We start from the raw sequence: 26,351 nt of genomic DNA, 5'->3' as shown, positions 1-26,351 counted from the left end.
ATACCTTCAGGAACAAACCGCGTGCGATTATTTGCCCAATTAAGCTGGTACTTTCGTCGGGAGTGGCAACGCTACCTCGGTGCAGTCGCCCTGCTTATTATTATTGCCATCCTGCAGCTGATCCCGCCGAAAGTGGTGGGATACGTCGTGGATGGCGTCACCGAACAGCATTACACCACCGCACGGGTGTTGATGTGGGTCGGCACGCTGGTGCTGACGGCGGTCATTGTTTATCTGCTGCGCTACGTCTGGCGCGTGCTGCTGTTTGGTGCGTCCTATCAGCTGGCCGTTGAGCTACGTGAAGATTTTTACCGCCAGCTGAGCCGACAGCATCCCGAATTTTATCTGCGTCATCGCACCGGGGATCTCATCGCCCGTGCGACGAACGACGTCGATCGCGTGGTCTTTGCCGCCGGGGAAGGGGTGCTGACGCTGGTGGACTCGCTGGTGATGGGCTGCGCGGTGCTGATCGTGATGTCCACACAGATCAGCTGGCAGCTGACCCTGCTTGCCCTGCTGCCGATGCCGATCATGGCGCTGGCGATCAATCGCTATGGCGAACAGCTGCACGAGCGCTTTAAGCTGGCCCAGGCGGCGTTTTCATCTCTGAACGATCGCACCCAGGAGAGCATGACCAGCATCCGCATGATCAAAGCGTTTGGTCTGGAAGACCGTCAGTCTGCGCTGTTTGCCGCCGATGCGGCAGACACGGGGGCGAAAAACATGCGCGTCGCGCGTATCGACGCCCGTTTTGACCCGACGATTTATATCGCAATCGGCATGGCAAATATGCTGGCCATTGGCGGCGGAAGCTGGATGGTGGTGCAGGGCACGCTTACCCTGGGGCAATTGACCAGCTTTGCGATGTATCTGGGTCTCATGATCTGGCCGATGCTGGCGCTGGCCTGGATGTTTAACATCGTGGAGCGCGGCAGCGCCGCCTACAGCCGAATTCGCGCCATGCTGGCCGAAGCGCCGGTGGTCATCGACGGCAGTGAAGCCGTACCGGAAGGGCGCGGCGTCATGACCGTCGACGTCCGCAAGTTTGTCTATCCGCATACGGAGCATCCGGTGCTGGAGAACGTCAGCTTTACCCTGCAGCCAGGGCAAATGTTGGGCATCTGCGGCCCGACGGGATCCGGCAAAAGTACCGTGCTCTCTCTGCTTCAGCGCCACTTTGACGTCACTGAAGGCGATATCCGCTTCCACGATATTCCCCTGACCAGACTGCTGCTGGACGAGTGGCGCGGTCGCCTGGCGGTCGTCAGCCAGACGCCGTTTTTATTTTCGGACACCGTGGCGAACAACATCGCCCTGGGACGCCCTGGGGCGACGCAGGACGAGATTGAACATGTGGCGCGTCTGGCCAGCGTACATGATGATATTTTGCGTCTGCCGCAGGGGTACGAAACGGAAGTCGGGGAACGCGGCGTTATGCTGTCCGGCGGGCAAAAGCAGCGTATCTCCATTGCCCGCGCGCTGCTGCTGAATGCTGAAATCCTGATCCTGGATGATGCGCTTTCTGCCGTGGACGGCCGTACCGAGCATCAGATCCTGCATAACCTGCGCCAGTGGGGTGACGGACGCACGGTGATTATCAGCGCCCACCGTTTGTCGGCGCTCACTGAAGCCAGCGAAATTGTGGTCTTACAGCACGGGCACATTGCCCAGCGCGGGCAGCATGAAACGCTTGCCGAGCAGCCGGGCTGGTATCGCGATATGTACCGCTATCAACAGCTTGAGGCGGCGCTGGACGATGCGCCGGAGCAGGATGAGGAGGCCGCCAATGCGTAAGCTCGGAACGATGTGGCCGACGCTCAAGCGTCTGCTGGCCTACGGCTCGCCGTGGCGTAAACCGCTCTCCGTGGCCGTGCTTTTACTCTGGATAGCGGCGATTGCTGAGGTGAGCGGTCCGCTGCTCATCAGCTATTTTATCGACAACATGGTCGCCAAAAGCTACCTTCCGCTTGGGCTGGTGGCGGGCTTAGGCGTGGCCTACGTTGGCCTGCAGCTGGCGGCGGCAGGGCTGCACTATGCTCAGTCGCTGCTGTTTAACCGCGCAGCCGTGGGCGTTGTTCAGCAGCTGCGTACGGATGTGATGGACGCGGCGCTTCGCCAGCCGCTTAGCGAGTTTGATATCCAGCCGGTCGGGCAGGTGATTTCGCGCGTGACCAACGATACCGAGGTGATCCGCGATCTGTACGTTACCGTGGTCGCGACGGTGTTACGCAGCGCGGCGCTGATTGGCGCGATGCTGGTGGCGATGTTCAGCCTCGACTGGCGCATGGCGCTGGTGGCGATCACCATCTTCCCGGCGGTGCTGATTGTCATGGTCATTTACCAGCGCTACAGCACGCCAATCGTGCGTCGGGTGCGCGCGTATCTGGCCGACATCAACGATGGCTTCAACGAAGTGATCAACGGCATGAGCGTCATCCAGCAGTTCCGCCAGCAGGCCCGCTTTGGCGAACGCATGGGGGAAGCCAGCCGTTCGCACTACATGGCGCGTATGCAGACGCTGCGGCTTGATGGTTTCCTGCTGCGTCCGCTGCTGAGCCTTTTCTCGGCGCTGGTGCTTTGCGGGCTGCTGATGCTCTTCGGGCTGAGCTCAAACGGTACGATTGAAGTGGGCGTGCTGTACGCGTTTATCAGCTATCTCGGGCGTCTTAACGAGCCGCTGATAGAGCTCACCACCCAGCAATCGATGCTGCAGCAGGCGGTGGTCGCCGGTGAGCGCGTGTTTGAGCTGATGGATAGGCCGCGCCAGGCCTACGGCAATGACGAGCGTCCTCTGCAAAGCGGGACTATCGCCTTTGATAACGTCTCGTTTGCCTATCGCGAAGACCGGCTGGTGCTGCAGGACATCACGCTTGACGTTCCGTCGCGCGGTTTCGTGGCGCTGGTGGGGCATACCGGCAGCGGTAAGAGCACGCTTGCCAGCCTGTTGATGGGCTATTACCCGGTCACGCACGGCGAAATCCGCCTCGACGGGCGCCCGCTCGCGTCTCTCAGCCACACCGTGTTGCGTAAAGGCGTCGCGATGGTGCAGCAGGATCCGGTCGTGCTGGCCGATACTTTCTACGCGAACGTGACCCTTGGCCGAGACTACTCCCAGGAGCAAGTCTGGGACGTGCTGGAAAAAGTGCAGCTGGCAGAGCTGGCGCGCGGGTTTAGCGATGGGATCAATACCAAACTGGGCGAGCAAGGGAACAATCTCTCCGTCGGGCAAAAGCAACTTCTGGCGCTGGCGCGGGTGCTGATTGAAACCCCGCAGATCCTGATTCTGGATGAAGCCACTGCCAGTATTGACTCCGGCACCGAGCAGGCCATCCAGCAGGCGCTGGCCGCCGTACGCGACCATACGACGCTGGTGGTGATTGCCCACCGTCTTTCCACCATCGTCGATGCCGATACCATTCTGGTGCTGCATCGCGGACAGGCCGTTGAACGCGGTACCCACCGTGAACTGCTGGAAGCAAAAGGGCGCTACTGGCAGATGTACCAGCTGCAGCTGGCGGGCGAAGAGCTGGCGGCCAGCGTGCGCGATGAAGAGTCGCTTAGCGCCTGATGCACCAAAATGAGGCGACGCGCTAACAGTCATTCCTGTTGGTGCAAAACGGAAACGCACCCTGCACCGGCATGGTGCGTTTTTTTTTCACCGGTTCGTTAACCAGAACCGTGCAACGCTCGTTATGCCGCTTTTCCCCCTGGTTTTCATTTCTGGCACACCCCTTGCAATACCTTCTGCGTTAGCTGCGGCCATTACCGAATTCTGACTGGAGGGGATCTATGAAGCTGGTTACGGTTGTAATCAAACCATTCAAACTCGAAGACGTGCGTGAAGCGTTGTCTTCAATGGGTATTCAGGGACTGACTGTCACCGAAGTGAAAGGCTTTGGTCGTCAGAAGGGGCATGCCGAGCTTTATCGCGGGGCGGAATACAGCGTTAACTTTCTGCCAAAAGTAAAAATTGATGTCGCGATTGCTGACGATCAGCTTGATGAAGTCATTGATGTCATTAGCAAAGCGGCCTATACCGGCAAAATTGGCGACGGCAAAATTTTCGTTGCCGAACTGCAGCGCGTCATTCGCATCCGTACCGGCGAATCTGACGAAGCGGCTCTGTAAGTAACTCCTGGCACACAGTGATAGGGATCGAGAAAATGAAGATAGCAACACTCAAAACGGGTCTGGGTTCGCTGGCGCTGCTGCCGGGCCTGGCGCTGGCTGCTACCCCTGCGGTGGTCGACAAAGCCGATAACGCCTTTATGATGATCAGCACCGCGCTGGTGCTGTTCATGTCAATTCCGGGCATTGCGCTGTTCTACGGCGGCCTGATCCGTGGCAAAAACGTTCTCTCCATGCTGACGCAGGTTGCCGTGACGTTCGCACTGGTCTGCGTGCTGTGGGTGGTTTACGGTTACTCGCTGGCGTTCGGCACGGGCAACGCGTTCTTTGGTAACTTCGACTGGGTGATGCTGAAAAATATTGAGCTGACCGCGCTGATGGGCAGCTTCTATCAGTATATCCACGTTGCGTTCCAGGGCTCCTTCGCCTGCATTACCGTCGGGCTGATTGTGGGCGCGCTCGCCGAGCGTATTCGTTTCTCTGCCGTGCTGATCTTCGTGGTGGTCTGGATGACGCTCTCCTATGTGCCGATTGCGCACATGGTCTGGGGTGGCGGTCTGCTGGCAACGCACGGCGCGCTGGACTTCGCGGGCGGTACCGTTGTACACATCAACGCCGCGGTCGCGGGCCTGGTGGGCGCCTACCTGATTGGCAAACGCGTGGGCTTCGGTAAAGAAGCGTTCAAACCGCACAACCTGCCGATGGTGTTTACAGGTACGGCTATCCTCTACTTTGGCTGGTTTGGCTTCAACGCCGGCTCGGCAAGTGCAGCAAACGAAATCGCCGCGCTGGCCTTCGTGAACACCGTTGTGGCCACGGCCGGTGCAATCCTCTCCTGGGTGTTTGGCGAGTGGGCTGTACGCGGTAAACCGTCTCTGCTGGGTGCCTGTTCGGGTGCCATTGCAGGTCTGGTTGGCATTACGCCAGCGTGTGGTTATGTCGGCGTGGGTGGCGCGCTGCTGGTCGGCCTGGTGTCCGGTCTGGCGGGTCTGTGGGGCGTGACCGCACTGAAACGTGTGCTGCGCGTTGACGACCCATGCGATGTGTTTGGTGTTCACGGCGTGTGCGGTATCGTGGGTTGTATCATGACCGGTATCTTCGCCGCGAAATCGCTCGGTGGCGTGGGCTACGCAGAAGGCGTGACCATGGTTCATCAGGTGCTGGTGCAGCTGGAAAGTATTGCAATCACCGTTGTCTGGTCTGCCGTTGTCGCTTTCATTGGCTATAAGCTGGCGGATATGACGGTGGGTCTGCGCGTACCGGAAGAGCAGGAACGCGAAGGTCTGGACGTCAACAGCCACGGCGAGAATGCGTATAACGCCTGATAAACAGCAAAACGGCAACTTCGGTTGCCGTTTTTAATGTTTATTCCCTCTCCCGGTGGGAGAGGGTCAGGGTGAGGGCATCAGGCTGTACACAATCACCCGCGATTACGCATTACCCCTTCCTGCACCGTAGACGCGACCAGCACGCCGTCCTGAGTATAAAACTCCCCACGCACAAACCCACGCGCGCTCGACGCTGACGTACTCTCCACGCTGTAAAGCAGCCACTCATTCATGTTGAACGGACGGTGGAACCACATGGAGTGATCGATCGTCGCAACCTGCATCCCTTTTTCCAGGAAACCAACGCCGTGCGGCTGCAGCGCCACCGGCAAGAAGTTGAAATCTGACGCATAGCCCAGCATATACTGATGCACGCGGAAATCTTCCGGCACGGTCCCGTTAGCCCGGATCCAGACCTGGCGCTTCGGCTCGGCGGTATGGCCTTTCATCGGGTTGTGGAACTCAACCGGGCGGATCTCCAGCGGCTTATCGCAGACAAACTTCTCTTTGACCTGCGGCGGAAGCAGATGCGCCAGCGCGCGGGCGATATCCGTCTCTGACTTTAAAGAGTCGGGTGACGGAGCCGGGGGCATCACCTTTTGATGCTCGTAGCCGGCTTCCGGCGCCTGGAAAGAGGCGGTCATGTAAAAGATCGGCTTGCCGCTCTGAATGGCCGCTACGCGGCGTGCGCTGAAGCTGTTGCCGTCTCGCAGGACTTCAACGTCATACACAATCGGTTTTGCGCTATCGCCAGGGCGTAAGAAGTAGCTGTGGAATGAATGCACCAGACGGTCTGCCGGGACAGTCTCCTTTGCTGCGTACAGTGCCTGTCCAACGACTTGCCCCCCGAAGACCTGGCGTAAGCCGAGATCTTCGCTCTGTCCGCGAAAGAGTCCTTCCTCAATTTTTTCCAGATTCAGTAATGTCAGCAGATTGTTCAGTGCCTGACTCATAGTTGTCCTCAATAAACGCCGTAGCGAAAGATAGGCAGAGTATAACGCAGAAATGAAAGTGGTCCGATGGGTAGAATAATCTGAATATCGGCACGTTTTCAGGCATAAATCGGTGATCTGTGCCACACTTAGATACGTTATGTGATTGAAACGACATCGGATGGGATCGATCCCGCTGGTGCATTGATAAGGAGACTTCAATGAAACTCGTGCCCATGCTAAGTGGTGTAGCTATTGCGGTGGCGTTGTCCGCCTGTGCCGGTAAGAGTGCCCAGGTGCCGGTACCAGCAGCCGACCCGAACGGGATTAATACCCTTTCACAGCAATCCATTCAGCAGCCTAATGTTTCCGGTACCATCTGGATTAAACAGAAAGTTGCGCTGCCGCCGGATGCGGTATTAACCGTAACGCTGTCTGATGCTTCTCTGGCCGACGCACCGTCGAAAGTTGTGGCCCAGCGTGCCGTTCGTACTGAAGGCAAGCAGGCGCCGTTTAGCTTCGTGTTGCCGTATAACCCGTCGGACGTGCAGCCTAACGCCCGTATCCTGCTGAGCGCAGCGGTAACCATCAACGGCAAGCTGGTGTTTATCACCGATACGGTCCAGGAAGCGATCAACAACGGTGGGACAAAAATCGACCTGAACCTGGTGCCGGTACAGCAGACCGAAGTGCCGGTCGCACCGCAGACCAATCAGCCGTCCCTGCCAACCCCACCGACTCAGATGTAATTTCTGCATTTCCCCTCTCCTCCGGGAGAGGGGTCAATACACCCAGCGAAACTTCTGCAAATCGATCTGACCCGACCCTGACACCTGCACCCCTTCTGAAAGTAACGCCTGACGCTGACGCTGAAGATCCGGCCCGGTGAGCGAAATGGCGCCATGACGATTCACCACCCGATGCCAGGGCAGCGTACTGCCTTCCGGCAGCCGTTTCAGGACGCCGCCAACCTGTCGCGCCGCGCGCGGGGAACCGGCCAGACGCGCGACATCACCATAGGTGGTGACGTAGCCTTCCGGGATTGAGGCCACGATTTGCCATACGCGCTGTGGAAAGGAGTCGTGTTCGTCCATACCTTTACCTCTAGGGAGTGTCTGGAAAGCTATGGTAAACGAAGATCTTCATGATTGCTGCGCCTGTTTGTGCAAGAAACCAGCATCCGGTTTCTGGTCGCTTGCAATTGGGTCTTAGCACAGGGATAATGCGCCAGCGCGTTGGTTATCAACGCTCTCAATGGGGGCTCTGTTGGTTCTCCCGCAACGCTACTCTGTTCACCAGGTCAGGTTCGGAAGGAAGCAGCCAGGGCAGACGACGTGTGTGCCGGGATGTAGCTGGCAGGGCCCCCACCCATTTGTGGCCTCATAAGATTCTTCTGCTTCACCTCTCCCTTACATCATTTCTCCACAATAAAACTACGTCTATATTGTGTAATATATATTTCATTGAAATGAAATATTATTGTCATAAACCTGTAATAATAGACTGTCATTTTATAATCGGACGGTTATTTTCTTCCATAACTCAAAAAAATATATATCTGGATAACATTGTTAAGTTCGTGTATTAAATAAAGTACTTATTCCGAAGGGAAGTGACAAACATGGCTACAGCGGTATTAAACGTTAAGATTGATGACGCGCTAAAAGAAAGACTTCGCCACTATGCGGAAGTCAATAACGAGAATTTAAGCGTGACGACAGAGAAACTGCTGCTGCTGGCGTTCGAAGCAGTAGAAGAGGCGGGAGTATCGGAAGAGGATATTGATAATCAGCATACGGAAGAAGAGAGTGTTTCTCCTTTTACTCCTAAAGAAATCAAGGCTCTACGTAAACTTCTGAAGAAGAGAAAATGAAACAACAACTGTCAACCGCCAGTGACTACAACGAGGCCTGCGATCTGTTGCGTTCAGGCTACGTGAAGCATGTACGTCTTGGCTGGAATGTTGGAAGCGATGAGTTCTTTCGTATTGCGTCTGACTGGTGTGATACGGGTGCAAAAATAAAGAAAGACGGTGATAACTTCGTTATTTCACTAAAAGGCTTTCCTATTCCACCTCAGCATTAAACCCTGACCAGTGAAAACTGCTGACTGCATATGTTACAGTCAGCAGTTTTTATTTTATGATCTGCTTCAAATATTTTAATATTAGATCACGCTGCGTTTTAACGATGGCACGTTTTTATTCAGGGCGAGCCATAACGGTTTGATCCTCAGTAACGCCTGCTCAAGCTCTGTCGATTCCAGCGAGAAGGGCATACGTAAATAGCGGTCAAACGCCCCTGATAAACCAAATCGCGTCCCGGTTCCCAGGTTAATCCCGATTATTTCTGCCCGTGCGGCAAGCTGTGTCGCCAGCATGCCCGGGAGCTCTATCCAGTAAGAGAGCCCGCCTTCCGCCTCGTGGAATTTCCACTCCGGGAAATGTTCACGCAGCAGTTCACCACAGCGATCGCGCCGTTCTGCCAGCATCTTCCGACGGGCGGGCAGAAACGTCTCGCTGTTATTAATGAGCCATTGCATTGCCAGCTGTTCCAGCAGCGGCGAGCCTAAATCCAGGGTATCCCGCGTCTGGGCAAGCGTGGCGATGATGCGCGATGAGGCACGGATCCAGCCGAGACGCAGCCCGCCCCAGAAGCTTTTACCGGCAGAGCCTAAGGTGATGACGGTGGCCTGCGGGTTAAAGGCGGCCAGCGGTGGCGGGGGAGGCGCATCAAACCAGAGATCCACCATCGTTTCATCCACCACCAGCGCCGTGCGGGTTTGGGCTGCAATATCCGTGATGGCCCGACGGGTGGCGATATCCATACAGCGCCCGGTCGGATTATGAAAATCTGGCATCAGGTAGGCCAGGCGCGGCGCCGTCTGGGCAAGCGTTGCGGCAAAGCCATCCGTATCCCAGCCGGTTTCCGGCAGCGACACCCCGACTGGCCGACATTGCGCCCCCTGAATGGTGGCAATCGCCAGCGGATAGGTGGGATGATCGACCACGACGCGGTCCCCCGGCCCGGTCATCATCCGCAGTACCAGCGCAAAGCCGCTGACGGCACCATTGACCACCATCACTTCATCTGCGCGGGTGGGAAGACCCCGCGCGGTGTAGCGCGCAGCGATGGCCTCCCGCAGCGTCGGCAGCCCAAGCTGATCGTAGCCCGTCAGCGAGAGATGCGGGGTAATGGCCGTGAGCGCATGGGTATAAGCCTGATGGATCTCCGGCCCGGCATTCAGGGCGGCAGTGGAGAGATCCAGTGCGGCGCTCGCCGCTGAAAGGGTAGGAACGGCGCGCGTGTCAGGGAGAATGACCCGTGACCCGCTGCCGTGGCGGCTTTCAAGGTACCCTTCTTCACGCAGGTGGGCGAGGGCGCTGCTGACGGTGGTTCGGCTCACGTCCAGCGCGGAGGCCAGCTCACGCTCGCCCGGTAGACGCGTATTCAAAGCCAGACGTCCATCGAGGATTAACAAACGCAGCGCGTCGGCCAGCTGTCGCCAGAGCGGGGTGCGGGATGAGGCTTGCTGCCAGTGGCCTAAAAGGCGTACCAGAGACTGACTTCCGAAACGACGTGATGACATATGCAGTCCACTATTTGAAAACTGGATATTAATCATAGTGCCATTTTAGGTCAGGATGAAAGCCTGGTTCACTGGAGAAGATAAAAATGGTACGTCGTCTGCTACAACTCTATGTCGGTTTAGGACTGTATGGCCTTTCCACCGCGATGTTTATTCGTTCCGATTTGGGTGTCGATCCCTGGGATGTGTTTCACCTCGGGGTGGGGATGCAGCTGGGGATGACTATCGGGACGGTAATCATTGTGACCGGCGCTGCGGTGCTGCTGCTGTGGATCCCGCTGCGCCAGATGCCGGGCCTTGGCACGATCAGCAACGTGATTTGTATCGGTCTGGCGGCGGACGCCAGCATGGCGCTTATCCCGGAACTGGATTCGCTAGCCGTTCGAATCGCTTTCCTGGTGTCGGGCATCGTGATGAACGCGATTGCGACCAGCATGTACATCGGGGCCGGTTTCGGGCCTGGCCCGCGCGACGGCCTGATGACAGGCATTCACGCCCGGCTGGGGTGGTCCATTCGCAGCGTGCGTACCTCAATTGAAGTGTCCGTTCTGCTGATTGGGTGCGTGCTTGGCGGCACGTTTGGGGTGGGAACCGTACTGTATGCTCTGACCATTGGCCCGCTTATCCAGCTCTGTCTGCCCTGGTTCCGCCAGAAGCCACGCATTGCGGAAATACCCCAGCCGGAGCGGGTTGTTTAATTTTGCGAAGCGCTCACATGTTTTAACGGCGTCGCTGTGCCAGAATAGACGCTTCGAAAATCGCGATGCCAGAAAGCATGAAAGCAATCACTCTCTATGATGTCGCCCTCCTTGCAGGGGTTTCTTATCAGACCGTTTCCCGCGTCATTAACGACGCGGAACATGTGTCTGCCCGCACGCGAGAAAAGGTGCAGCAGGCGATGGCGGAGCTGCACTACGTTCCTAACCTTCGGGCGCAGCAGCTGGCGGGGAAACGCACCCGTACGCTGGGCCTCATCACCACCGACCTGGCCCTGCACGCGCCTTCGCAAATTGTGTCGGCGGTCAAATCGCGTGCGGCGGAACAGGGGGCGAGCGTCCTGATTTCCATGGTGGAGCAACCCCGGCAGTGTCAGGCCGCGCTTCAGACGCTGCTGGCACAGCGGGTGGACGCGCTGCTGGTGAATGTGCCGCTTGACGATCCACTCGCCGAAGAGCTCGGGGCGCTGGCGTCGCCCGTCCCGGTGCTGTTCCTCGATGTGGCGCCCTCAGCGCGGGTAAACAGCCTCGTGTTTAACGCGGAGCAGGGGGCGCGTCTGGGCGTTGAGCATCTGCTTTCGCTGGGGCACCAGCGCATTGCCCTGCTGAGCGGGCCGGAAAGCTCGGTCTCTGCGCGGGCGCGCCTGGCGGGCTGGAAAGCGACGCTGGCGCAGGCGGGTCTTAACGCGGCGGCTGTGGCCTACGGTGACTGGAGCGCGGCCAGCGGTTATGAGAAGGGACACGTGCTGCTGTCGGGGGCGGCATTACCGGACGCGATTCTGGTGGCGAACGATCAGATGGCGCTCGGGGTGATGCGCGCCTGCGCGGAAAAAGGTATCGCAATCCCTGGCCAGCTTTCGGTGGTTGGGTTTGACGATACGGCCGACAGCGCCTGGTTCTCCCCGCCGCTGACGACCATTCGTCAGGCGTTTCGCGAGGCGGGCGAACGCAGCGTGGAGTGGCTGCTGGCGTCTTCCGGGGGCGAAGCGTGCCGGCAGGTTCAGCTGCCGGTGACGCTGGTTACTCGTCATTCCAGCGCGCGGCGCAACCCTAAGCAGGCCGAACGCGAGGATCTGGCGCAGCAGCTCAGAAGCCTGGCACTGCTTGCCGAGCAGATTGCCCGCAAATAAAACTTTGTGATCGGACTCGCTACCCCGCGATTGAACGCTTTACCGTTGCCCGGTGCCAGGGCATGTTAACCAAAATTGTGAGCGCTTCGCAAAGAGGTTACTATGTCCACCACTTCACCGCTGACCCTCAGCGCCATTCTGGCCCGTCGGGACTGGGAAAATCCTGGCGTCACCCAGTGGAATCGTCTGGCCGCACACGCGCCGTTGCACAGCTGGCGCAATGAGCCCTCTGCCAGAGAGGACGCTGGATCCGCCAGCAGGCACTCTCTCAACGGGCTATGGCGGTTTAGCTATTTTTCTGCGCCGGAGCGGGTTCCTCAGGCATGGGTAACCGAAGATTGCGCAGATGCCGTTGCGATGCCCGTGCCGTCTAACTGGCAGATGCAGGGGTTCGACACGCCCATCTATACCAATGTCACCTATCCCATTCCCGTTAACCCGCCTTTCGTGCCGCAGGAAAACCCGACCGGTTGTTACTCGCTCACATTTGAGGTGGATGATGCCTGGCTCCGGAGCGGGCAGACCCGCATCATCTTCGACGGCGTGAACTCGGCGTTCCATCTGTGGTGCAACGGTCAGTGGATGGGCTATTCCCAGGACAGCCGATTGCCCGCTGAGTTTGACCTCTCGGCGGCATTACGCCCCGGGCAGAACCGCCTGGCGGTCATGGTATTGCGCTGGTGCGACGGCAGCTATCTGGAAGATCAGGACATGTGGCGCATGAGCGGCATCTTCCGCGATGTGACCTTGCTGCATAAACCCGATACGCAGATTGCCGATTATCACGTGGTGACGGACCTGAATGCGGAGCTGGACCGCGCGGTGCTGAAGGTGGATGTCACGCTGGCAGGCGCTGGCTTTGCGGGCGGCGAGGTGGTCATGACCCTGTGGCGCACGGGTGAAAAATGCGCCAGCGTTTCCCGGCGTCCAGGATCGGCCATCGTCGACGAGCGCGGCAGCTGGGCAGAGCGCTTAACGGCGGCGATCCCCGTTGACCAGCCCGCACTCTGGAGCGCTGAAACGCCAAAACTGTATCGCCTGACGATTGCGCTTCTTAACCCGCAGGGTGAGGTGCTGGAGGTTGAGGCGTGCGACGTGGGCTTCCGCCGCGTTGAGATTAGCAATGGCCTGCTGAAGCTTAACGGTAAACCGCTGCTGATCCGCGGGGTTAACCGGCACGAGCATCACCCGGAAAACGGCCAGGTGATGGACGAAGCGACCATGCGCCGCGATATCGAAATCATGAAGCAGCACAACTTCAACGCCGTGCGCTGCTCGCACTACCCGAACCATCCCATGTGGTACCGGCTTTGCGACCGCTACGGGCTGTACGTCGTTGACGAAGCCAATATCGAAACGCACGGCATGGTGCCGATGAGCCGCCTTGCTGACGATCCGCGCTGGCTGCCCGCCATGAGCGAGCGGGTGACCCGCATGGTGCAGCGCGATCGTAATCATCCCTCGATTATCATCTGGTCTCTGGGCAATGAGTCGGGCCACGGCGCGAATCACGATGCGCTGTACCGCTGGCTGAAAACCACCGATCCTACGCGCCCGGTGCAGTATGAAGGCGGCGGCGCGAACACGGCGGCGACCGATATTGTCTGTCCGATGTACGCCCGGGTCGATCGGGATCAGCCCTTCCCGGCTGTGCCTAAATGGTCAATCAAGAAATGGATCGGCATGCCGGACGAAACGCGCCCGCTGATCCTCTGTGAATACGCCCACGCGATGGGAAATAGCTTCGGCGGGTTTGCGAAATACTGGGAAGCGTTTCGCAGCCATCCTCGCCTGCAGGGCGGGTTTGTCTGGGACTGGGTCGATCAGGCCCTGACGAAACGGGACGAAAAGGGCAACGCGTTCTGGGCCTACGGCGGAGACTTCGGCGATAAGCCGAACGATCGGCAGTTCTGTCTTAACGGGCTGGTGTTCCCCGATCGCACGCCGCACCCGTCGCTGTACGAGGCGCAGCGCGCCCAGCAGTTCTTTACCTTTACGCGGGTCAGCACCTCTCCGCTGGTGATTGAGGTGCAAAGCGGCTACCTGTTCCGCCACACCGATAACGAAGTGCTGAACTGGACGGTTGCCCGGGACGGGGACGTGCTGGCCGCGGGCGAGGTGACGCTCTCGATGGCGCCTGAAGGCACCCAGCGTCTGGAGATTGACCTGCTGGCGCTGAACGCCGGGCCGGGTGAGATCTGGCTGAACGTTGAGGTACGCCAGCCGCGGGCAACGCCGTGGGCGCCGGCAGACCATCGCTGCGCGTGGGAGCAGTGGCCGCTTCCGGCTCCGCTCTTTCTTGCTCCGCCGCTCCCGGCGGGCGAGCCTCCAGTGTTAACGCAAACCGATCGCATCCTGGAGATCGCCCATCGTCAACAGCGCTGGCAGTTCGATTGCGCAACCGGAAACCTGTCCCAGTGGTGGCGAAACGGCGTTGAAACGCTCCTTTCACCTCTGACGGACAACGTCAGCCGCGCGCCGCTGGATAATGACATTGGCGTGAGTGAAGCGACGCAGATCGATCCGAACGCCTGGGTTGAACGCTGGAAAGCGGCGGGCATGTACGATCTCACCTCGCGCGTGCTGCACTGTGAGGCTGAGCAGCACGCAGGCGAGGTGGTGGTCACAACCCAGCACGCGCTTGAGTATCGCGGCAAAGCCCTGTTCATGAGCCGTAAAGTCTGGCGGGTGGACGATCGGGGCGTTCTGCATGGCGATATTCAGATTGATGTTGCGTCTGATATTCCTGAACCCGCGCGCGTTGGCCTGAGCGTTCATCTTGCCGAAACGCCGGAAAACGTTCACTGGCTGGGTCTGGGGCCGCATGAAAACTACCCGGACAGAAAGCTGGCGGCGCAGCAGGGGCGCTGGACATTACCTCTCGAGGCCATGCACACGCCGTATATCTTCCCGACGGAAAATGGTTTGCGCTGCGATACCCGGGAGCTTGTTGTGGGAACGCATCAGCTGAACGGCCGGTTCCATTTCTCGGTGAGCCGCTACGGCCAGCAGCAGCTGCGTGAGACCACCCATCATCACCTGCTGCGGGAAGAGCCGGGATGCTGGCTCAATCTCGATGCGTTCCATATGGGCGTGGGCGGCGACGACTCCTGGAGCCCCAGCGTCTCGCCGGAATTCCTCCTGCAGACACGCCAGCTTCGCTATACCTTCAGCTGGCAGCAGAACCCTTAACTGCCCATGAAGATGCGGCCACAGAGCGTGGCCGCAGTTTTACGCCAGAATGCCGCTCAGGCCATGCAGGCTCATGTAAATCCCTACTATGGTAATCAGCGCAGCGGAGATCCACGGCGCTTTACGGGAGAATTCGCTAAACCCGGGCCAGCGTTTGGTCGCGTGCTTGAGGCTTAAGGCGGCAATCGCGCCGGAAGCGACCAGCGTTAACGCCAGACCAATACTGAAGCTGAACACCAGCGTCGCGCCGAGGGCGAAATGCTTCAGCTGCAGGCAGATCAGCAGCACGGTGATGGACGCCGGGCAGGGGATAAGCCCGCCGGTCAGGCCAAACATCACGATCTGTCCTGTGGTGACATTTTGACCGCTGAAGCGCCGGTTAATATCCTGCGCGTGAGCGCGCTGGTGGGCGTCCTGCCACTCTTCTTCAACCAGCGAGTGTTCATGGTGATGATGATGATCATGATGGTGGTCATGGTCATGGTCATGGTGGTGGTAATCATGATCGTGATGATGATGATCGTGCGGCTGGCTCTCTTTCCAGGTTCGCCACGCCATCCACAGGGCGATCGCAACGATCAGCACTCCGGAGATCAGCTGGAACCAGGGTTCGGACGTGTGCGCATCCCAGCCCCGACCAAACCATAATCCCGCCATCGCAACGAGCCAGACCACCGCCGTATGGGAGAGCGTGGCCGCCAGGCCGAGCAACACCGCCTGTTTCAGCGTGCCGCGGATGGCCACAATAAAGGCGGCCATCATTGTTTTTGAATGGCCCGGTTCCAGGCCATGTAGCGCACCGAGCAGGATAGCGCTGGGAACAAACAGCCAGGCATTGCCCTGCGGAAGAAGTGAAGCAAAATCGGTCATGGGAAATTCCGGAGTGGAAAGCGTGCGGAGATACTACTCCCCCCCAGTAGCTCAATACTACCCCCCAGTAGAAAATACTCAGGGGGAGTAGAGCGTGATATGCTTTAAAAGCCAAAAAATAAGGAATACAGAGATGTCACATACCGTTCGCGACAAGAAGATGTTACTGACTCGCCTGAAGAAAATTCAGGGGCAGAGCACCGCGCTGGAAAAAATGCTCAACAGCGATCACGAATGCGCCGAGGTGTTACAGCAGCTGGCGGCGATCCGCGGGGCGGTCAATGGCATGATGATGCAGGTGATCGAAGGGCATTTAACCGATCATGTGGTGAAAGAGCCTGAAGAAGCGCAGCGTGAAGCCGATCTTGGCGTGGTGTTGCGGGTGATGAAATCCTATCTTAAGTAGAGTGCATGCCGAGGTTATTTTCTGCCCAAAGAATAAATTCCGTCTTTGGCAGCGCTTTACTGTAAAACCATCCCTGACCGTACTGCACGCCGTGGCGGTGTAGCCAGGCGAGCTGTCCTGCGGTTTCGACGCCCTCCGCTACCATCGCCAGCTTCAGCGACTTCGCTATTTCAATGATGTGCGGCGTCACGTTTTTATACTCCAGCGCATCCACGAAAGATTTATCAATTTTTAGCGTGTCGACGTCCAGATCCTGCAGATAGCTCAGGCTGGAATAGCCCGTGCCAAAATCATCAATATAGACAGGGTGGCCCGAACGACGGAATGCGGCGATAGCCGGTGCGCTAATTTTGGGATCGGCAAAGCCGCGCTCGGTGAGCTCCAGGGCGATTTGCCGGGGGTGGATCTGCCACTTGTTCAGGAGCTGACTCAGCAGAGGCGGCAGGATGCCGGAGGTTAAATCGGCAGGGGCGAGGTTTATGGAGATATGCTGATCCGGATGACGCTGCAGCCAGTGTCCCATATCTTCAAACACCTTTTCGATGACGAGCTGCGTCAGCTGCGAGATGAGCCCCGTTTGCTCGGCAAGGGGGACAAAAATATCCGGCGAGAGGCTACTTCCGTCCGGCTGGGGCCAGCGCGTCAGCGCTTCTGCGCCCACGATTTTTCCGCTACAGAGTGCCACGATGGGCTGATAGTGAACCACAAAATCCCGGCTGTGAATGGCATCCAGCAGGCGATTGCGCGGCGACTGGATACGCCGCAGGATCCGCAGGACAAACAGTGCGGCGAGCAGGCTTATCAACATGCCGAACGGTAACCAGAAAAGAAGCTGCCGGTGCCAGGTTTCAGCCAGCGGTTTGAGCGTTGCCCATGCGACGACGGTAAATCCAAGCTCAGGTACAGACTTCATAACGTACATTGAACCGTTGTACTGCACGCTTTTCACACCCCGCTCCTGAACCATGTCGCGGATGTGAGAATCAAGCTTGCTGCTGCTGGCGAATATGCGGTGCGTTGTGCTTCCTACCAGGGCGGCATCAATCGCTATCTCGCCGAAAGGGATCACGTCCACCAGCGAGGCAGGATCGATCATGACAAGGTAGTGGCCTTTTCCCAGCACCGTCATGTAGCGGTTAAACCCAAGATCGTTTTGCGTGGTCAGCCACGCGCTGTAACCATCTTCGGTAATGCGCATTGGAGGGGGAAAAGGGGGCGCATGACTGGTCTGCTCCAGGGAGGAGCAGAGCGGTCGAAGGTTGTCGATATAAATTACTTCCTGGACATATCGCCACGAGAAAGCGACCCGGCGCATTTCCCTCAATTGCAAGGGGCTACATGGCACTCCCTCAAAAGCCTGCAGGTGATCGAGTGCTTCCTTTGCCTGGTCTACAACCCTGTCGGTGCGTACCAGCACGCGGGAGGCATAGTTATCCAGCGCATCGGCGAATTTATCTTCCGCCTGGCGGTGGGCCAGCCAGATGCTCAGGCAAATGGGGACCAGCACTGAAAAGATAAGTACGCCAGTCACCAGACTGACCAGATGTCGGGTTTTCATGCTGTCGTGTCCTTCCTCGTACACCCGTTCCTGGGCATTGAGTTCCCTGCCTGAAGAGAAAGATTTTACCGCGAAATGATATAGTTATAGCACGTGGTTGGCATGGTTTTCATTTTATCTCAGGCAAATGAGAAAATATCGCCAGGCGAGAGGGGGTTGTTTTTTCAAACTGGCCTGGATATTATTTTGTAATGTTATAACAAAACATAAAGGATTTACGATGAAACCCGATATCCACCCAGCCTATCGCACCGTGGTATTCCACGACACCAGTGCCAATGAATACTTTAAAGTAGGCTCAACCATTAAAACCGACCGCGAAATTGAACTCGACGGTGAAACGTATCCGTACATCACCATCGAGGTTTCTTCAAAATCGCACCCGTTTTATACCGGTAAGCAGAAAACGTTCTCCACGGACGGCAGCGCAGCGCGCTTCCGCAAGCGTTTTGGCGGTTTTCTCAATGCGAAGCGGGGCTAACCATGCAGGTACTTAACTCATTACGCAGTGCAAAGCAGCGTCACCCGGATTGCCAGATAGTCAAACGCAAGGGACGCTTATATGTGATTTGCAAATCCAATCCGCGCTTTAAGGCGGTTCAGGGACGTAAAAAAAGACGTTAAACGCGCGTTTCTCGCCAGCTTTCCAAGGATCTTTTCTGTTTGCCATCGGCAGTAAAATTGTCGGTGGCAAGCCAGCTTTCAAAGGCGTTAGCCAGCGCCGGCCACTCTTTGTCGAGAATCGAAAACCAGTCGGTATCCCGGTTACGGCCTTTTATGACCAGTGCCTGACGAAAGCGTCCCTCAAACTGAAAGCCCAGACGCAGCGCCGCTTTGCGGGAAGGCTCGTTCAGGCTATTGCACTTCCACTCATAGCGCCGGTACCCCAGGGTATCGAACACGTACCGCATCAGCAGATACTGCGCTTCTGTCGACCCTGGCGTGCGGCTTAACAGAGGAGAGAAGTGAACGTGCCCCACTTCCACGACCCCGTTTTTAGGATCGATCCGCATCAGGGAAAGCGTACCGACAGGAGACTGGGTCCGGTTATCCATAACGGTAAAGTGGATGGGATCGGATAACTCACTTACGCTCGCCACCCATTCGGCAAACTCCTCTGCGGTGGCATCGGGTTCACGCAGCAGCCACGTCCAGCTGCGGGTATCTTCGGCCAGGGAATAGGCGGAGAACAACGCGTGGGCATGCTCCACGCGCAGCGGCTCAAGCCGACAATAGTGACCCTGAAGGACCACTCGGGACGGGTGCTGACGAGGCTGCCAGTCGATAAGGGCTTCACCTACGGGCTGCCCAAACGCATTGAATGTATTCATCTTTATTTCCGTGACGTTGAAAAGATCTCCAGATTAGTGAATTGCTGGTTCCTTAAAAAGAACCACCAGGCTATGTTTTTCTGGTACCACAAGGAGGGAAGATGAATATACCGGGTGATGAGCTTTACGCTTTGCTCCATGCTGCGCTGAAAAAGCGTGGGCAAGAGACGCTCCAGCGCGCGCTCTATCTCGCTTTGCGGGAGGCCATACTGGGCGGAAGGCTTCGGTCCGGCAGCCAGCTGCCCGGTTCGCGAACGCTGGCGCAGCAGATCTCGGTTTCCCGAAACACCGTCAATGCGGCGCTGGATCAGCTCGCGCTCGAAGGCTATTTGCTGCGTAACCGTCAGGGTACGCGGGTGGGGCAATTCGCTCATCGTACGATTGCCCGGGCATTGCCGGATCCTGACGTCAGGCTGACAAAACGGGTTGCCCTGCTGTCCGCGCCCGTGCCGCGCGACACCCCGGTGATGGCGTTTACGCCGGGAACGCCTGCTATTAACTATTTCCCCTTGCCGCTGTGGCGGCGATTGTACGATCGCGTCCTGCGCGAGGAGGGGAGTGCCCTGTTAGGCTATGGCGACCCGACCGGCGAGCCGTCGCTGCGGGCCGCGATTGCCCGGCATCTCGCCCTGTCTCGCGGTATCGACTGCGACGCCAGCCAGATAGTGATAACCGAAGGAGCGCTTGAGGGCGTCAATCTCTGCACAATTCTGTTAAGCGAGTCTGGCGATGTCGCCTGGGTAGAAAACCCCGGCTATAGCGGGGCAAAGAGTGCGTTTGTTAAAACCGGCCTGTCAATGACGGGAATACCGGTAGATGACGAGGGAATGTGCTGGGAAGGGCTGGATGCGCCTGCTCCTTCACTGATTTTTACCTCACCTTCGCATCAGTTCCCTTACGGGAGCGTGCTCAGCGCGCGGCGGCGGCTGGCGCTGCTGGAGCTGGCCCGGCAGCACAACGCGTGGATCATTGAAGACGATTACGACAGCGAGTTCCGCTATGCCGGTGAGCCCGTACCGGCGATGCTGGGAATGGTCAATAATGCGCCCGTTGTATATCTGGGTACGTTCAGTAAAACGCTTTTTCCCTCGCTCAGAATGGGGTTCATGGTGTTACCGCCAGCGCTGGCGAAAGCGGCTCGCCCGGCCATCGGCTCGCTGCTGCGCGGGGGACATCGTGCGGAGCAGCGTACCCTGGCGCTGTTTATTGAAGAAGGTCATTACGCCCGTCATCTTGCCGCCATGCGTAGGCTCTACCGTAAGCGCTACCGCCAGCTGCGTGAGGTGCTGTGCGCAGAGCTTTATTCTCCGCACCGCATTCTGGCAGGCGAAGGGGGAATGCATCTGACGCTGGCGATAGACGGTATTGACGACCAGAGGCTGGTAGAGCAGGCGAGGGCGTTTCAGCTGGCACCCGCTGCGCTGAGCGGGTACTACCTGGAGGCGAAGCAGGGGCAAACCGGTCTGGTTTTAGGTTACGGCAATACCTCTGCTTCTCAGTTTGCGCCGGGGATCCGACGCCTGCAGACGTTAATTACGCTGCAGCAGGGCGGGAAAGGGTAAAGACATCATAGAAAGAGAGCTGACCTTTGGTGGAGACCATTTTCTGCAGTTTCTCTTTTTGCCCGGCTTCTACCGCCGGAGAGTGCATAATGTTTTCGATCAGCTCCTCTGGCACGTAACGCGTGTTGTACCATTCGCCGTTATAGCAGACCCGGAAATCGAGCACGTCGATATCTTCGTAACGGTAGCGCGGATTCACGTCGAAAAAGAAAAAGGCGTTAAAGACGACAAACAGTACAACCAGCAGCCAGACGGAGTCCACCAGCGTTTCGGACTTCAGCATCACAACAAGCGTCGCCAGCCAGGCGGCATACATGGCGACAAACAGTCCAGGATGTTTGCGAATAAAGCTAATGCTAAAGCGCGGGCGATTGTCGCGCTTTTCGCGGAGGTTAAGATCGTCGATGGTGGCGGTAAGCAGGCGCTGTATCTCGGTCATTTTTTGCCTTCATGAGAGTTGACAATACAGGGTATCTGCCAATTTTAGGGGAGCCATCAGGCTGAAAAAAGTAACAGTCTGGCGCTAAAAGACTATAACAGTTGACTCCCCGTAACCTCACAGCGTTTTGATGATTTTTGCCGGGTTGCCGCCAACGACGACGTTAGCCGGGACGTCTTTCGTCACGACGGCGCCGGAGGCCACGACCACATTATCACCAATGGTGACGCCAGGGTTAATGACCGCCCGGCCACCAATCCAGACGTTATTGCCAATATTGACAGGTTTTCCAAATTCCACGCCGCTGTTTCGTTCTTCCGCGTCCAGGGGATGGGTAGCCGTATAAATATGAACACCCGGCGCGAGCATGCAGTTATCGCCAATATGAACAGGGCAGACATCCAGCATCACGCAGTCGAAGTTTGCATAAAAGTTTTTGCCCAGATAAATGTTATATCCGTAGTCGCAGCGGAAGCTAGGCTCAATATAAGCTCCTGCGCTTTGTCCCAGAAGTTCCGCCAGAGTGTTCTGTCGTTCTGTTTTTTCATCAGGCGCGGTGTGGTTATAGCGGTAAACCAGATGGCGGGCCCGCAGTCGGTCAGCCCGTAACGTCTCATCGCCGGGGCGGTAATGTTCACCGGCAATCATTTTCTGTTTTTCTAAGCTCATTGGAAACCTCTCTGGATGTTATTACCGCAGGGTAATCGGAACCGGCCAGAAGGGGAACGTTCCCGAAAAGCCGTTGTGACTGTCGTCACAACATTGCTGCTGATGAACACGTTTTATACGGAGACCTGGCTTACGCACAGGGAGCATAACGGGACAGGTAAATACTCAGAACGAGGCGTAGAACTCTACAGACACCCTTCAAAGATTAACGGACAAATTTCCACACAGAAGTAGGGATTTTGTCATACAGCTTATTCATTGTCAGTTCAGCAAGACGATGGTCAGCGGCTGAATAAAATACCGCCAGTTCATTATCAGAAAGCTCGTATTTATTCTTTTCAATGACGCGCTCGAGCGTGTCAATTGACTGACAACGTCGTAAGCGCATCAAATAATCGATTTTTGTGAGTGGTTTATCAGACATAAATTCACCTTAGTAATTGTAATAATTTTAACAGGAAAGACTCACCGGGTTAGCTCTGCTCACGTTGACGAAACAGCGGAATAGCCGATTTCCCGATTTACGCCATTTTTGCAAATCCTGAGCGTTAATGCCGTAACTGCTGAACAACATAAAGGTGTCGTCCAGGTATTCATCAATTTGCTCAATGAGCTTATTATCTTCATTGTACTTAATTTTATAATTAAGTGCGAAGGTTGCGATATGCTCTATCAGCTCATTCAACTGTAAATTGATGGCAGACGTTGGGTCGTTTACCCAGCCATGGTTGCTTTCATCAAGATTGGCAAGGCAGTCATGGTACAAGGATTCGCAGAGAAATTTCAACTGCGCGATATCATGCCTTTTTGGCGAGTACTCGTCCATAGCGCATCCCCTTCTGAGTGATTTCTTACTCACCGAACATCATTGTCGGGATGGATACAACTGACTTAGCTACATGAGTGCTGTGTTCCTGATAACCTAACTATAAGCCACTCCTTCCTGGATTTCACCGCGCTATTACGAAAAATTACAAATAAAAACCGCAGGCTGGGAGCGTGTACGCAAATGGTCACCCTGGACTCAACGTTTTTATCCAAATTAACGACGGGGTTTTATCGCTTCCTTACGTTTCATCAGCTTAGCAAAAATGATAAGAAAAGTTCAGATTCAGACTTATCTTTGTAAGAACTTCTTATTAGGAATATTCCTAATACCTTAAGCGGGGAAATGAAATTAAAAAAATCCTGAATTCACCGATTAAGGTATCAGTTAATTATGATATGTCTATTTAAGATGGCAGAAAATAAATAGAGCCACAATAAGCGTAATTTATGATTTTTTCTGAAAATGAAAAAGGCCGCTAATGCGGCCTTTTTATCATGTGGAACCGGTATCAGTTAGGTTCTACCGAATGACTGTGCTCAATATCTTCATTTTTACGGCTGAAGCGGCGGCGAACCACCACGAAGAACACCGGTACGAAGAAGATAGCCAGTACGGTCGCGGTGATCATCCCACCCATAACGCCTGTACCTACCGCATTCTGCGCGCCGGAACCCGCACCGGAGCTGATAACCAGCGGCAGTACGCCGAGGATAAACGCCAGCGACGTCATCAGGATTGGGCGCAGACGCATACGAACCGCCTCAAGCGTCGCCTCAATAAGGCCTTTGCCTTCTTTCTCCATCAGATCTTTGGCGAATTCAACGATAAGTATCGCGTTCTTCGCCGACAAGCCAATGGTTGTCAGCAGGCCTACCTGGAAGTAAACGTCGTTGGTCAGTCCACGGAACGTTGCTGCAAGCAGCGCACCGATAACCCCGAGTGGAACCACCAGCATAACGGAGAACGGAATCGACCAGCTCTCGTACAGTGCCGCCAGACACAGGAAGACCACAATCAGTGAAATGGCGTACAGGGCAGGGGCCTGGTTACCGGACAGACGTTCCTGATAGGACATACCGGTCCAGTCGTAGCCGATACCCGCAGGCAGCTTGCTTGCCAGTTCTTCCATGAGGTTCATGGCTTCCCCGGTGCTTCGGCCCGGCGCTGCCTGACCCAGGATCTCCATTGATGGCAGACCGTTATAGCGTTCCAGACGCGGTGAACCGTATTCCCAGCGTGAGGTTGAGAACGCCGAGAATGGTACCATCTGACCATTGCTGCCGCGCACGAACCAGCTGTTGATATCGTTCGGCAACATACGGTACTGCGCCTCGGACATCACGTACACTTTCTTCACACGACCGCGGTCGATGAAGTCGTTAACGTAGCTACCGCCCCAGGCTGCGCCCAGCGTGGTGTTGATGTCACTGATGGATACGCCCAGCGCCTGGGCTTTCTCCTGGTCGATATCGATCTTGTACTGTGGCGTATCTTCCAGGCCGTTTGGACGCACGCCGACCAGCAGGTCAGGGTGTTTAGCGACTTCACCAAACAGCTGGTTACGCGCCTGCGTCAGTTTTTCGTGACCCAGACCGCCCTGGTCGATCAGCTGGAAGTCGAAGCCGGTTGCGGTACCCAGTTCAACAATCGCTGGCAGGTTAAAGGCGAATACCATCGCATCTTTAATCTGCGAGAAGGTGCCCATTGCACGGCCGGTGATGGCTTCAACCTTGTTCTCTTTGCCCGGACGTTCAGACCAGTCCTTCAGAGAGACGAAGGCAATACCGGTGTTCTGACCGCGACCCGCAAAGCCAAAGCCGTTAACCGCAAACACGGATTCAACGTTGGCTTTCTCTTTGGTGAGGTAGTAATCGGTCATCTCATCCAGCACTTTCTGGGTACGCTCTTGCGACGCACCCGCCGGAAGCTGAGCCATACTCAGGAACACGCCCTGATCTTCGTCCGGCAGGAAGGAGCTTGGCAGACGAACAAACAGGTAGGCCATGCCCACCACGATGATGATATAGAGCAGCAGGTAACGACCGGTGCTGCGCAGGATGTTGCCCACGCTGTCGGTGTAGTGGTGCGTGCTCTTGTCAAACATGCGGTTAAACCAGCCGAAGAAGCCTTTATGCTCGCCGTGACCGCCTTTCTGAATCGGCTTCAGCATGGTGGCACACAGGGCTGGCGTCAGGATCAACGCCACCAGTACCGACAGGGCCATCGCGGAAACGATGGTAATGGAGAACTGACGGTAAATCGCACCGGTAGAGCCTCCGAAGAAGGCCATCGGGATAAATACCGCAGACAGCACCATCGCGATACCGACCAGCGCGCCCTGGATCTGACCCATGGATTTACGGGTAGCTTCCTTCGGCGGCAGACCTTCCTCCGCCATCACACGCTCGACGTTCTCGACCACGACGATGGCGTCATCCACCAGCAGGCCGATGGCGAGCACCATCCCGAACATCGTCAGGGTGTTTATCGAGTAGCCAAATATCGACAGGATCGCAAAGGTCCCGAGCAGAACAACCGGCACGGCAATCGTTGGGATAAGCGTCGCGCGGAAGTTTTGCAGGAACAGGTACATCACCAGGAATACCAGGATGATGGCTTCGATCAGCGTCTTAACCACTTCATGAATCGAGATTTTGACGAACGGCGTGGTGTCGTACGGGTAAACGATTTTCAGACCTGACGGGAAGAACGGTTCCATTCTCTTCAGCTCTGCGCGGATCGCCGTGGCGGTGTCCAGGGCGTTAGCGCCTGTCGCCAGTTTGATACCCAGACCGGAAGCCGGCTTGCCGTTGTACTTCGCGATGATGTCGTAGTTCTCACCGCCCAGCTCAACTTTTGCCACGTCACGCAGGCGAACCTGCGAACCGTCCTGATTCACTTTCAGCAGAATTTTGCTGAACTCATCGGCTGAGGTCAGACGGGTCTGCGCGATGATCGAGGCGTTAAGCTGCTGGCCTTTCACCGGCGGTGTACCGCCTAACTGACCGGCCGCCACCTGGGCGTTCTGCGCTTTAATCGCACTGATCACGTCAACCGGTGTAAGCTGGAAGTTGTTCAGCTTGTTCGGATCCATCCAGATACGCATCGCGTACTGGGAACCGAACAGCTGCACGTCACCCACACCGGAAGTACGGCTAATAGCGTCCTTCATGTTGGCGCCCACGTAGTCAGAAATATCTTCCTGCGTCATGGTGCCGTTGGTGTTGATAACGCCGACAACCATCAGGAAGCTACTGGACGATTTCTCGACGCTCACACCCTGCTGTTGTACTTCCTGCGGCAGCAAAGGCATTGCCAGCTGCAGTTTGTTCTGCACCTGAACCTGCGCAATGTCAGCATCCGTACCTGACTGGAAGGTCAGGGTGATCTGAACCGTACCGGTGGAGTCACTGTTTGAGGACATGTACATCAGGTTATCGATACCGTTCATGTTCTGTTCGATAACCTGGGTAACGGTGTCCTGCACCGTTTTCGCATCAGCCCCCGGGTAGGTTGCGGAAATTGTCACCGCCGGTGGCGCAATCGTTGGATATTGCGCGACAGGCAGCTTCAGGATCGCAAGTCCCCCGGCCAGCATGATGATAATGGCGATCACCCACGCAAATATGGGGCGATCGATAAAGAAATTAGGCATGTCTTAACGGCTCCTGTT

The 26,351-nt window shown here is 56.6% G+C and carries 25 protein-coding genes and 1 other RNA gene; 15 read left to right on the top strand and 11 right to left on the bottom strand.

From position 1 onward, the window contains the following. Positions 1–21: 21 nt before the first annotated feature. From ACOTZC_RS16425 to amtB, 4 genes are all read left to right on the top strand, one after another. A complete protein-coding gene (locus tag ACOTZC_RS16425; protein WP_047173816.1) occupies positions 22–1,794 on the top strand; it encodes a SmdA family multidrug ABC transporter permease/ATP-binding protein in 1,773 nt (590 codons plus the stop codon). Continuing rightward, positions 1,787–3,568, top strand: coding sequence for a SmdB family multidrug efflux ABC transporter permease/ATP-binding protein (locus tag ACOTZC_RS16420; protein ID WP_039263947.1), 1,782 nt, complete (start codon positions 1,787–1,789; stop codon positions 3,566–3,568). The genes ACOTZC_RS16425 and ACOTZC_RS16420 overlap by 8 nt, the downstream gene beginning before the upstream one ends. A gap of 221 nt (positions 3,569–3,789) precedes the next feature. After that, positions 3,790–4,128: a P-II family nitrogen regulator gene (glnK, locus tag ACOTZC_RS16415; RefSeq protein WP_008503304.1), complete on the top strand. Its 339-nt coding sequence runs from the start codon at positions 3,790–3,792 to the stop codon at positions 4,126–4,128. 35 nt (positions 4,129–4,163) lie between these two features. After that, the gene (amtB, locus tag ACOTZC_RS16410; protein WP_023310584.1) at positions 4,164–5,453 is read left to right on the top strand and encodes an ammonium transporter AmtB; all 1,290 of its coding nucleotides are present in this window, start codon (positions 4,164–4,166) and stop codon (positions 5,451–5,453) included. Positions 5,454–5,548: 95 nt separating this feature from the next. On the opposite strand, the gene tesB is transcribed toward amtB, so the two are convergent. After that, positions 5,549–6,409: an acyl-CoA thioesterase II gene (tesB, locus tag ACOTZC_RS16405; protein ID WP_421635884.1), complete on the bottom strand. Its 861-nt coding sequence runs from the start codon at positions 6,407–6,409 to the stop codon at positions 5,549–5,551. Between the two features lie 200 nt (positions 6,410–6,609). Here tesB and ACOTZC_RS16400 point away from each other — a divergent pair, with 200 nt between their 5' ends. Beyond that, complete coding sequence (locus ACOTZC_RS16400; protein WP_008503301.1) at positions 6,610–7,137, top strand: YbaY family lipoprotein; 528 nt, start codon at positions 6,610–6,612, stop codon at positions 7,135–7,137. Between the two features lie 33 nt (positions 7,138–7,170). Here the strand turns inward: ACOTZC_RS16400 and ACOTZC_RS16395 are convergent, their stop codons facing one another. Beyond that, the gene (locus tag ACOTZC_RS16395; RefSeq protein WP_029741631.1) at positions 7,171–7,482 is read right to left on the bottom strand and encodes an MGMT family protein; all 312 of its coding nucleotides are present in this window, start codon (positions 7,480–7,482) and stop codon (positions 7,171–7,173) included. 170 nt (positions 7,483–7,652) lie between these two features. Here ACOTZC_RS16395 and ffs point away from each other — a divergent pair. The 3 genes from ffs (at position 7,653) to ACOTZC_RS16380 (ending at position 8,473) form a co-directional block, all read left to right on the top strand. Beyond that, positions 7,653–7,749: signal recognition particle sRNA small type (ffs, locus tag ACOTZC_RS16390), an RNA gene on the top strand. A gap of 260 nt (positions 7,750–8,009) precedes the next feature. Further along, the gene (locus tag ACOTZC_RS16385) at positions 8,010–8,261 is read left to right on the top strand and encodes a hypothetical protein (RefSeq protein WP_023310587.1); all 252 of its coding nucleotides are present in this window, start codon (positions 8,010–8,012) and stop codon (positions 8,259–8,261) included. Further along, the gene (locus ACOTZC_RS16380) at positions 8,258–8,473 is read left to right on the top strand and encodes a hypothetical protein (RefSeq protein ID WP_023310588.1); all 216 of its coding nucleotides are present in this window, start codon (positions 8,258–8,260) and stop codon (positions 8,471–8,473) included. The genes ACOTZC_RS16385 and ACOTZC_RS16380 overlap by 4 nt, the downstream gene beginning before the upstream one ends. An 81-nt stretch (positions 8,474–8,554) precedes the next feature. Here ACOTZC_RS16380 and ACOTZC_RS16375 read toward each other — a convergent pair whose 3' ends face one another. Beyond that, positions 8,555–9,976, bottom strand: coding sequence for a PLP-dependent aminotransferase family protein (locus tag ACOTZC_RS16375; protein WP_248161549.1), 1,422 nt, complete (start codon positions 9,974–9,976; stop codon positions 8,555–8,557). Between the two features lie 86 nt (positions 9,977–10,062). Here ACOTZC_RS16375 and ACOTZC_RS16370 point away from each other — a divergent pair, with 86 nt between their 5' ends. The 3 genes from ACOTZC_RS16370 (at position 10,063) to ACOTZC_RS16360 (ending at position 15,014) form a co-directional block, all read left to right on the top strand. Then, complete coding sequence (locus tag ACOTZC_RS16370; RefSeq protein WP_047173818.1) at positions 10,063–10,674, top strand: YczE/YyaS/YitT family protein; 612 nt, start codon at positions 10,063–10,065, stop codon at positions 10,672–10,674. Between the two features lie 77 nt (positions 10,675–10,751). After that, positions 10,752–11,822: a LacI family DNA-binding transcriptional regulator gene (locus tag ACOTZC_RS16365; RefSeq protein ID WP_045400700.1), complete on the top strand. Its 1,071-nt coding sequence runs from the start codon at positions 10,752–10,754 to the stop codon at positions 11,820–11,822. 102 nt (positions 11,823–11,924) lie between these two features. Further along, positions 11,925–15,014, top strand: a complete 3,090-nt coding sequence (locus ACOTZC_RS16360; RefSeq protein WP_421635883.1) for a beta-galactosidase — start codon at positions 11,925–11,927, stop codon at positions 15,012–15,014. Between the two features lie 39 nt (positions 15,015–15,053). On the opposite strand, the gene ACOTZC_RS16355 is transcribed toward ACOTZC_RS16360, so the two are convergent. Next, positions 15,054–15,884: a nickel/cobalt efflux protein RcnA gene (locus ACOTZC_RS16355; RefSeq protein WP_248161546.1), complete on the bottom strand. Its 831-nt coding sequence runs from the start codon at positions 15,882–15,884 to the stop codon at positions 15,054–15,056. Between the two features lie 133 nt (positions 15,885–16,017). On the opposite strand from ACOTZC_RS16355, the gene ACOTZC_RS16350 reads away from it, so the two are divergent. Continuing rightward, positions 16,018–16,290: a metal-sensing transcriptional repressor gene (locus ACOTZC_RS16350; protein ID WP_023310594.1), complete on the top strand. Its 273-nt coding sequence runs from the start codon at positions 16,018–16,020 to the stop codon at positions 16,288–16,290. Here ACOTZC_RS16350 and ACOTZC_RS16345 read toward each other — a convergent pair. After that, on the bottom strand, positions 16,283–17,848 hold the full coding sequence (locus ACOTZC_RS16345; protein ID WP_248161544.1) for an EAL domain-containing protein: 1,566 nt from the start codon (positions 17,846–17,848) through the stop codon (positions 16,283–16,285). The two genes, ACOTZC_RS16350 and ACOTZC_RS16345, sit on opposite strands and share 8 nt — an antisense overlap. 220 nt (positions 17,849–18,068) lie before the next feature. Between ACOTZC_RS16345 and ACOTZC_RS16340 the strand changes: the two genes are divergently transcribed. After that, a complete protein-coding gene (locus tag ACOTZC_RS16340) occupies positions 18,069–18,329 on the top strand; it encodes a type B 50S ribosomal protein L31 (protein WP_010428154.1) in 261 nt (86 codons plus the stop codon). A 2-nt stretch (positions 18,330–18,331) separates the two neighbouring features. Then, positions 18,332–18,472: a type B 50S ribosomal protein L36 gene (gene ykgO, locus ACOTZC_RS16335; RefSeq protein WP_003859006.1), complete on the top strand. Its 141-nt coding sequence runs from the start codon at positions 18,332–18,334 to the stop codon at positions 18,470–18,472. On the opposite strand, the gene ACOTZC_RS16330 is transcribed toward ykgO, so the two are convergent. Further along, positions 18,469–19,179: a GNAT family N-acetyltransferase gene (locus ACOTZC_RS16330; RefSeq protein ID WP_023310596.1), complete on the bottom strand. Its 711-nt coding sequence runs from the start codon at positions 19,177–19,179 to the stop codon at positions 18,469–18,471. The genes ykgO and ACOTZC_RS16330 overlap by 4 nt on opposite strands. Before the next feature lie 101 nt (positions 19,180–19,280). Here ACOTZC_RS16330 and ACOTZC_RS16325 point away from each other — a divergent pair, with 101 nt between their 5' ends. Next, positions 19,281–20,741, top strand: coding sequence for a PLP-dependent aminotransferase family protein (locus tag ACOTZC_RS16325; protein ID WP_421635882.1), 1,461 nt, complete (start codon positions 19,281–19,283; stop codon positions 20,739–20,741). Here ACOTZC_RS16325 and ACOTZC_RS16320 read toward each other — a convergent pair. From ACOTZC_RS16320 to acrB, 5 genes are all read right to left on the bottom strand, one after another. Next, complete coding sequence (locus ACOTZC_RS16320) at positions 20,713–21,180, bottom strand: YlaC family protein (protein WP_045400719.1); 468 nt, start codon at positions 21,178–21,180, stop codon at positions 20,713–20,715. The genes ACOTZC_RS16325 and ACOTZC_RS16320 overlap by 29 nt on opposite strands. Positions 21,181–21,297: 117 nt before the next feature. Further along, positions 21,298–21,849, bottom strand: a complete 552-nt coding sequence (maa, locus tag ACOTZC_RS16315) for a maltose O-acetyltransferase (protein WP_126302949.1) — start codon at positions 21,847–21,849, stop codon at positions 21,298–21,300. A gap of 205 nt (positions 21,850–22,054) precedes the next feature. After that, positions 22,055–22,273 carry an HHA domain-containing protein gene (locus tag ACOTZC_RS16310; RefSeq protein ID WP_008499287.1) on the bottom strand — a complete coding sequence of 73 codons (219 nt, stop codon included), beginning with the start codon at positions 22,271–22,273 and terminating at the stop codon, positions 22,055–22,057. 27 nt (positions 22,274–22,300) lie between these two features. After that, a complete protein-coding gene (gene tomB, locus ACOTZC_RS16305; protein WP_008499288.1) occupies positions 22,301–22,675 on the bottom strand; it encodes an Hha toxicity modulator TomB in 375 nt (124 codons plus the stop codon). Between the two features lie 511 nt (positions 22,676–23,186). Further along, a complete protein-coding gene (gene acrB, locus ACOTZC_RS16300; protein ID WP_126302948.1) occupies positions 23,187–26,333 on the bottom strand; it encodes a multidrug efflux RND transporter permease subunit AcrB in 3,147 nt (1,048 codons plus the stop codon). Positions 26,334–26,351: the final 18 nt, after the last annotated feature.

It is taken from the genome of Enterobacter cloacae complex sp. SHL009 (assembly GCF_049237205.1).
GTDB classification, from domain to species: domain Bacteria; phylum Pseudomonadota; class Gammaproteobacteria; order Enterobacterales; family Enterobacteriaceae; genus Enterobacter; species Enterobacter cloacae_M.
Note: the sequence above shows the minus strand (reverse complement) of the source record. Positions and strands in the feature narration are given on the sequence as shown.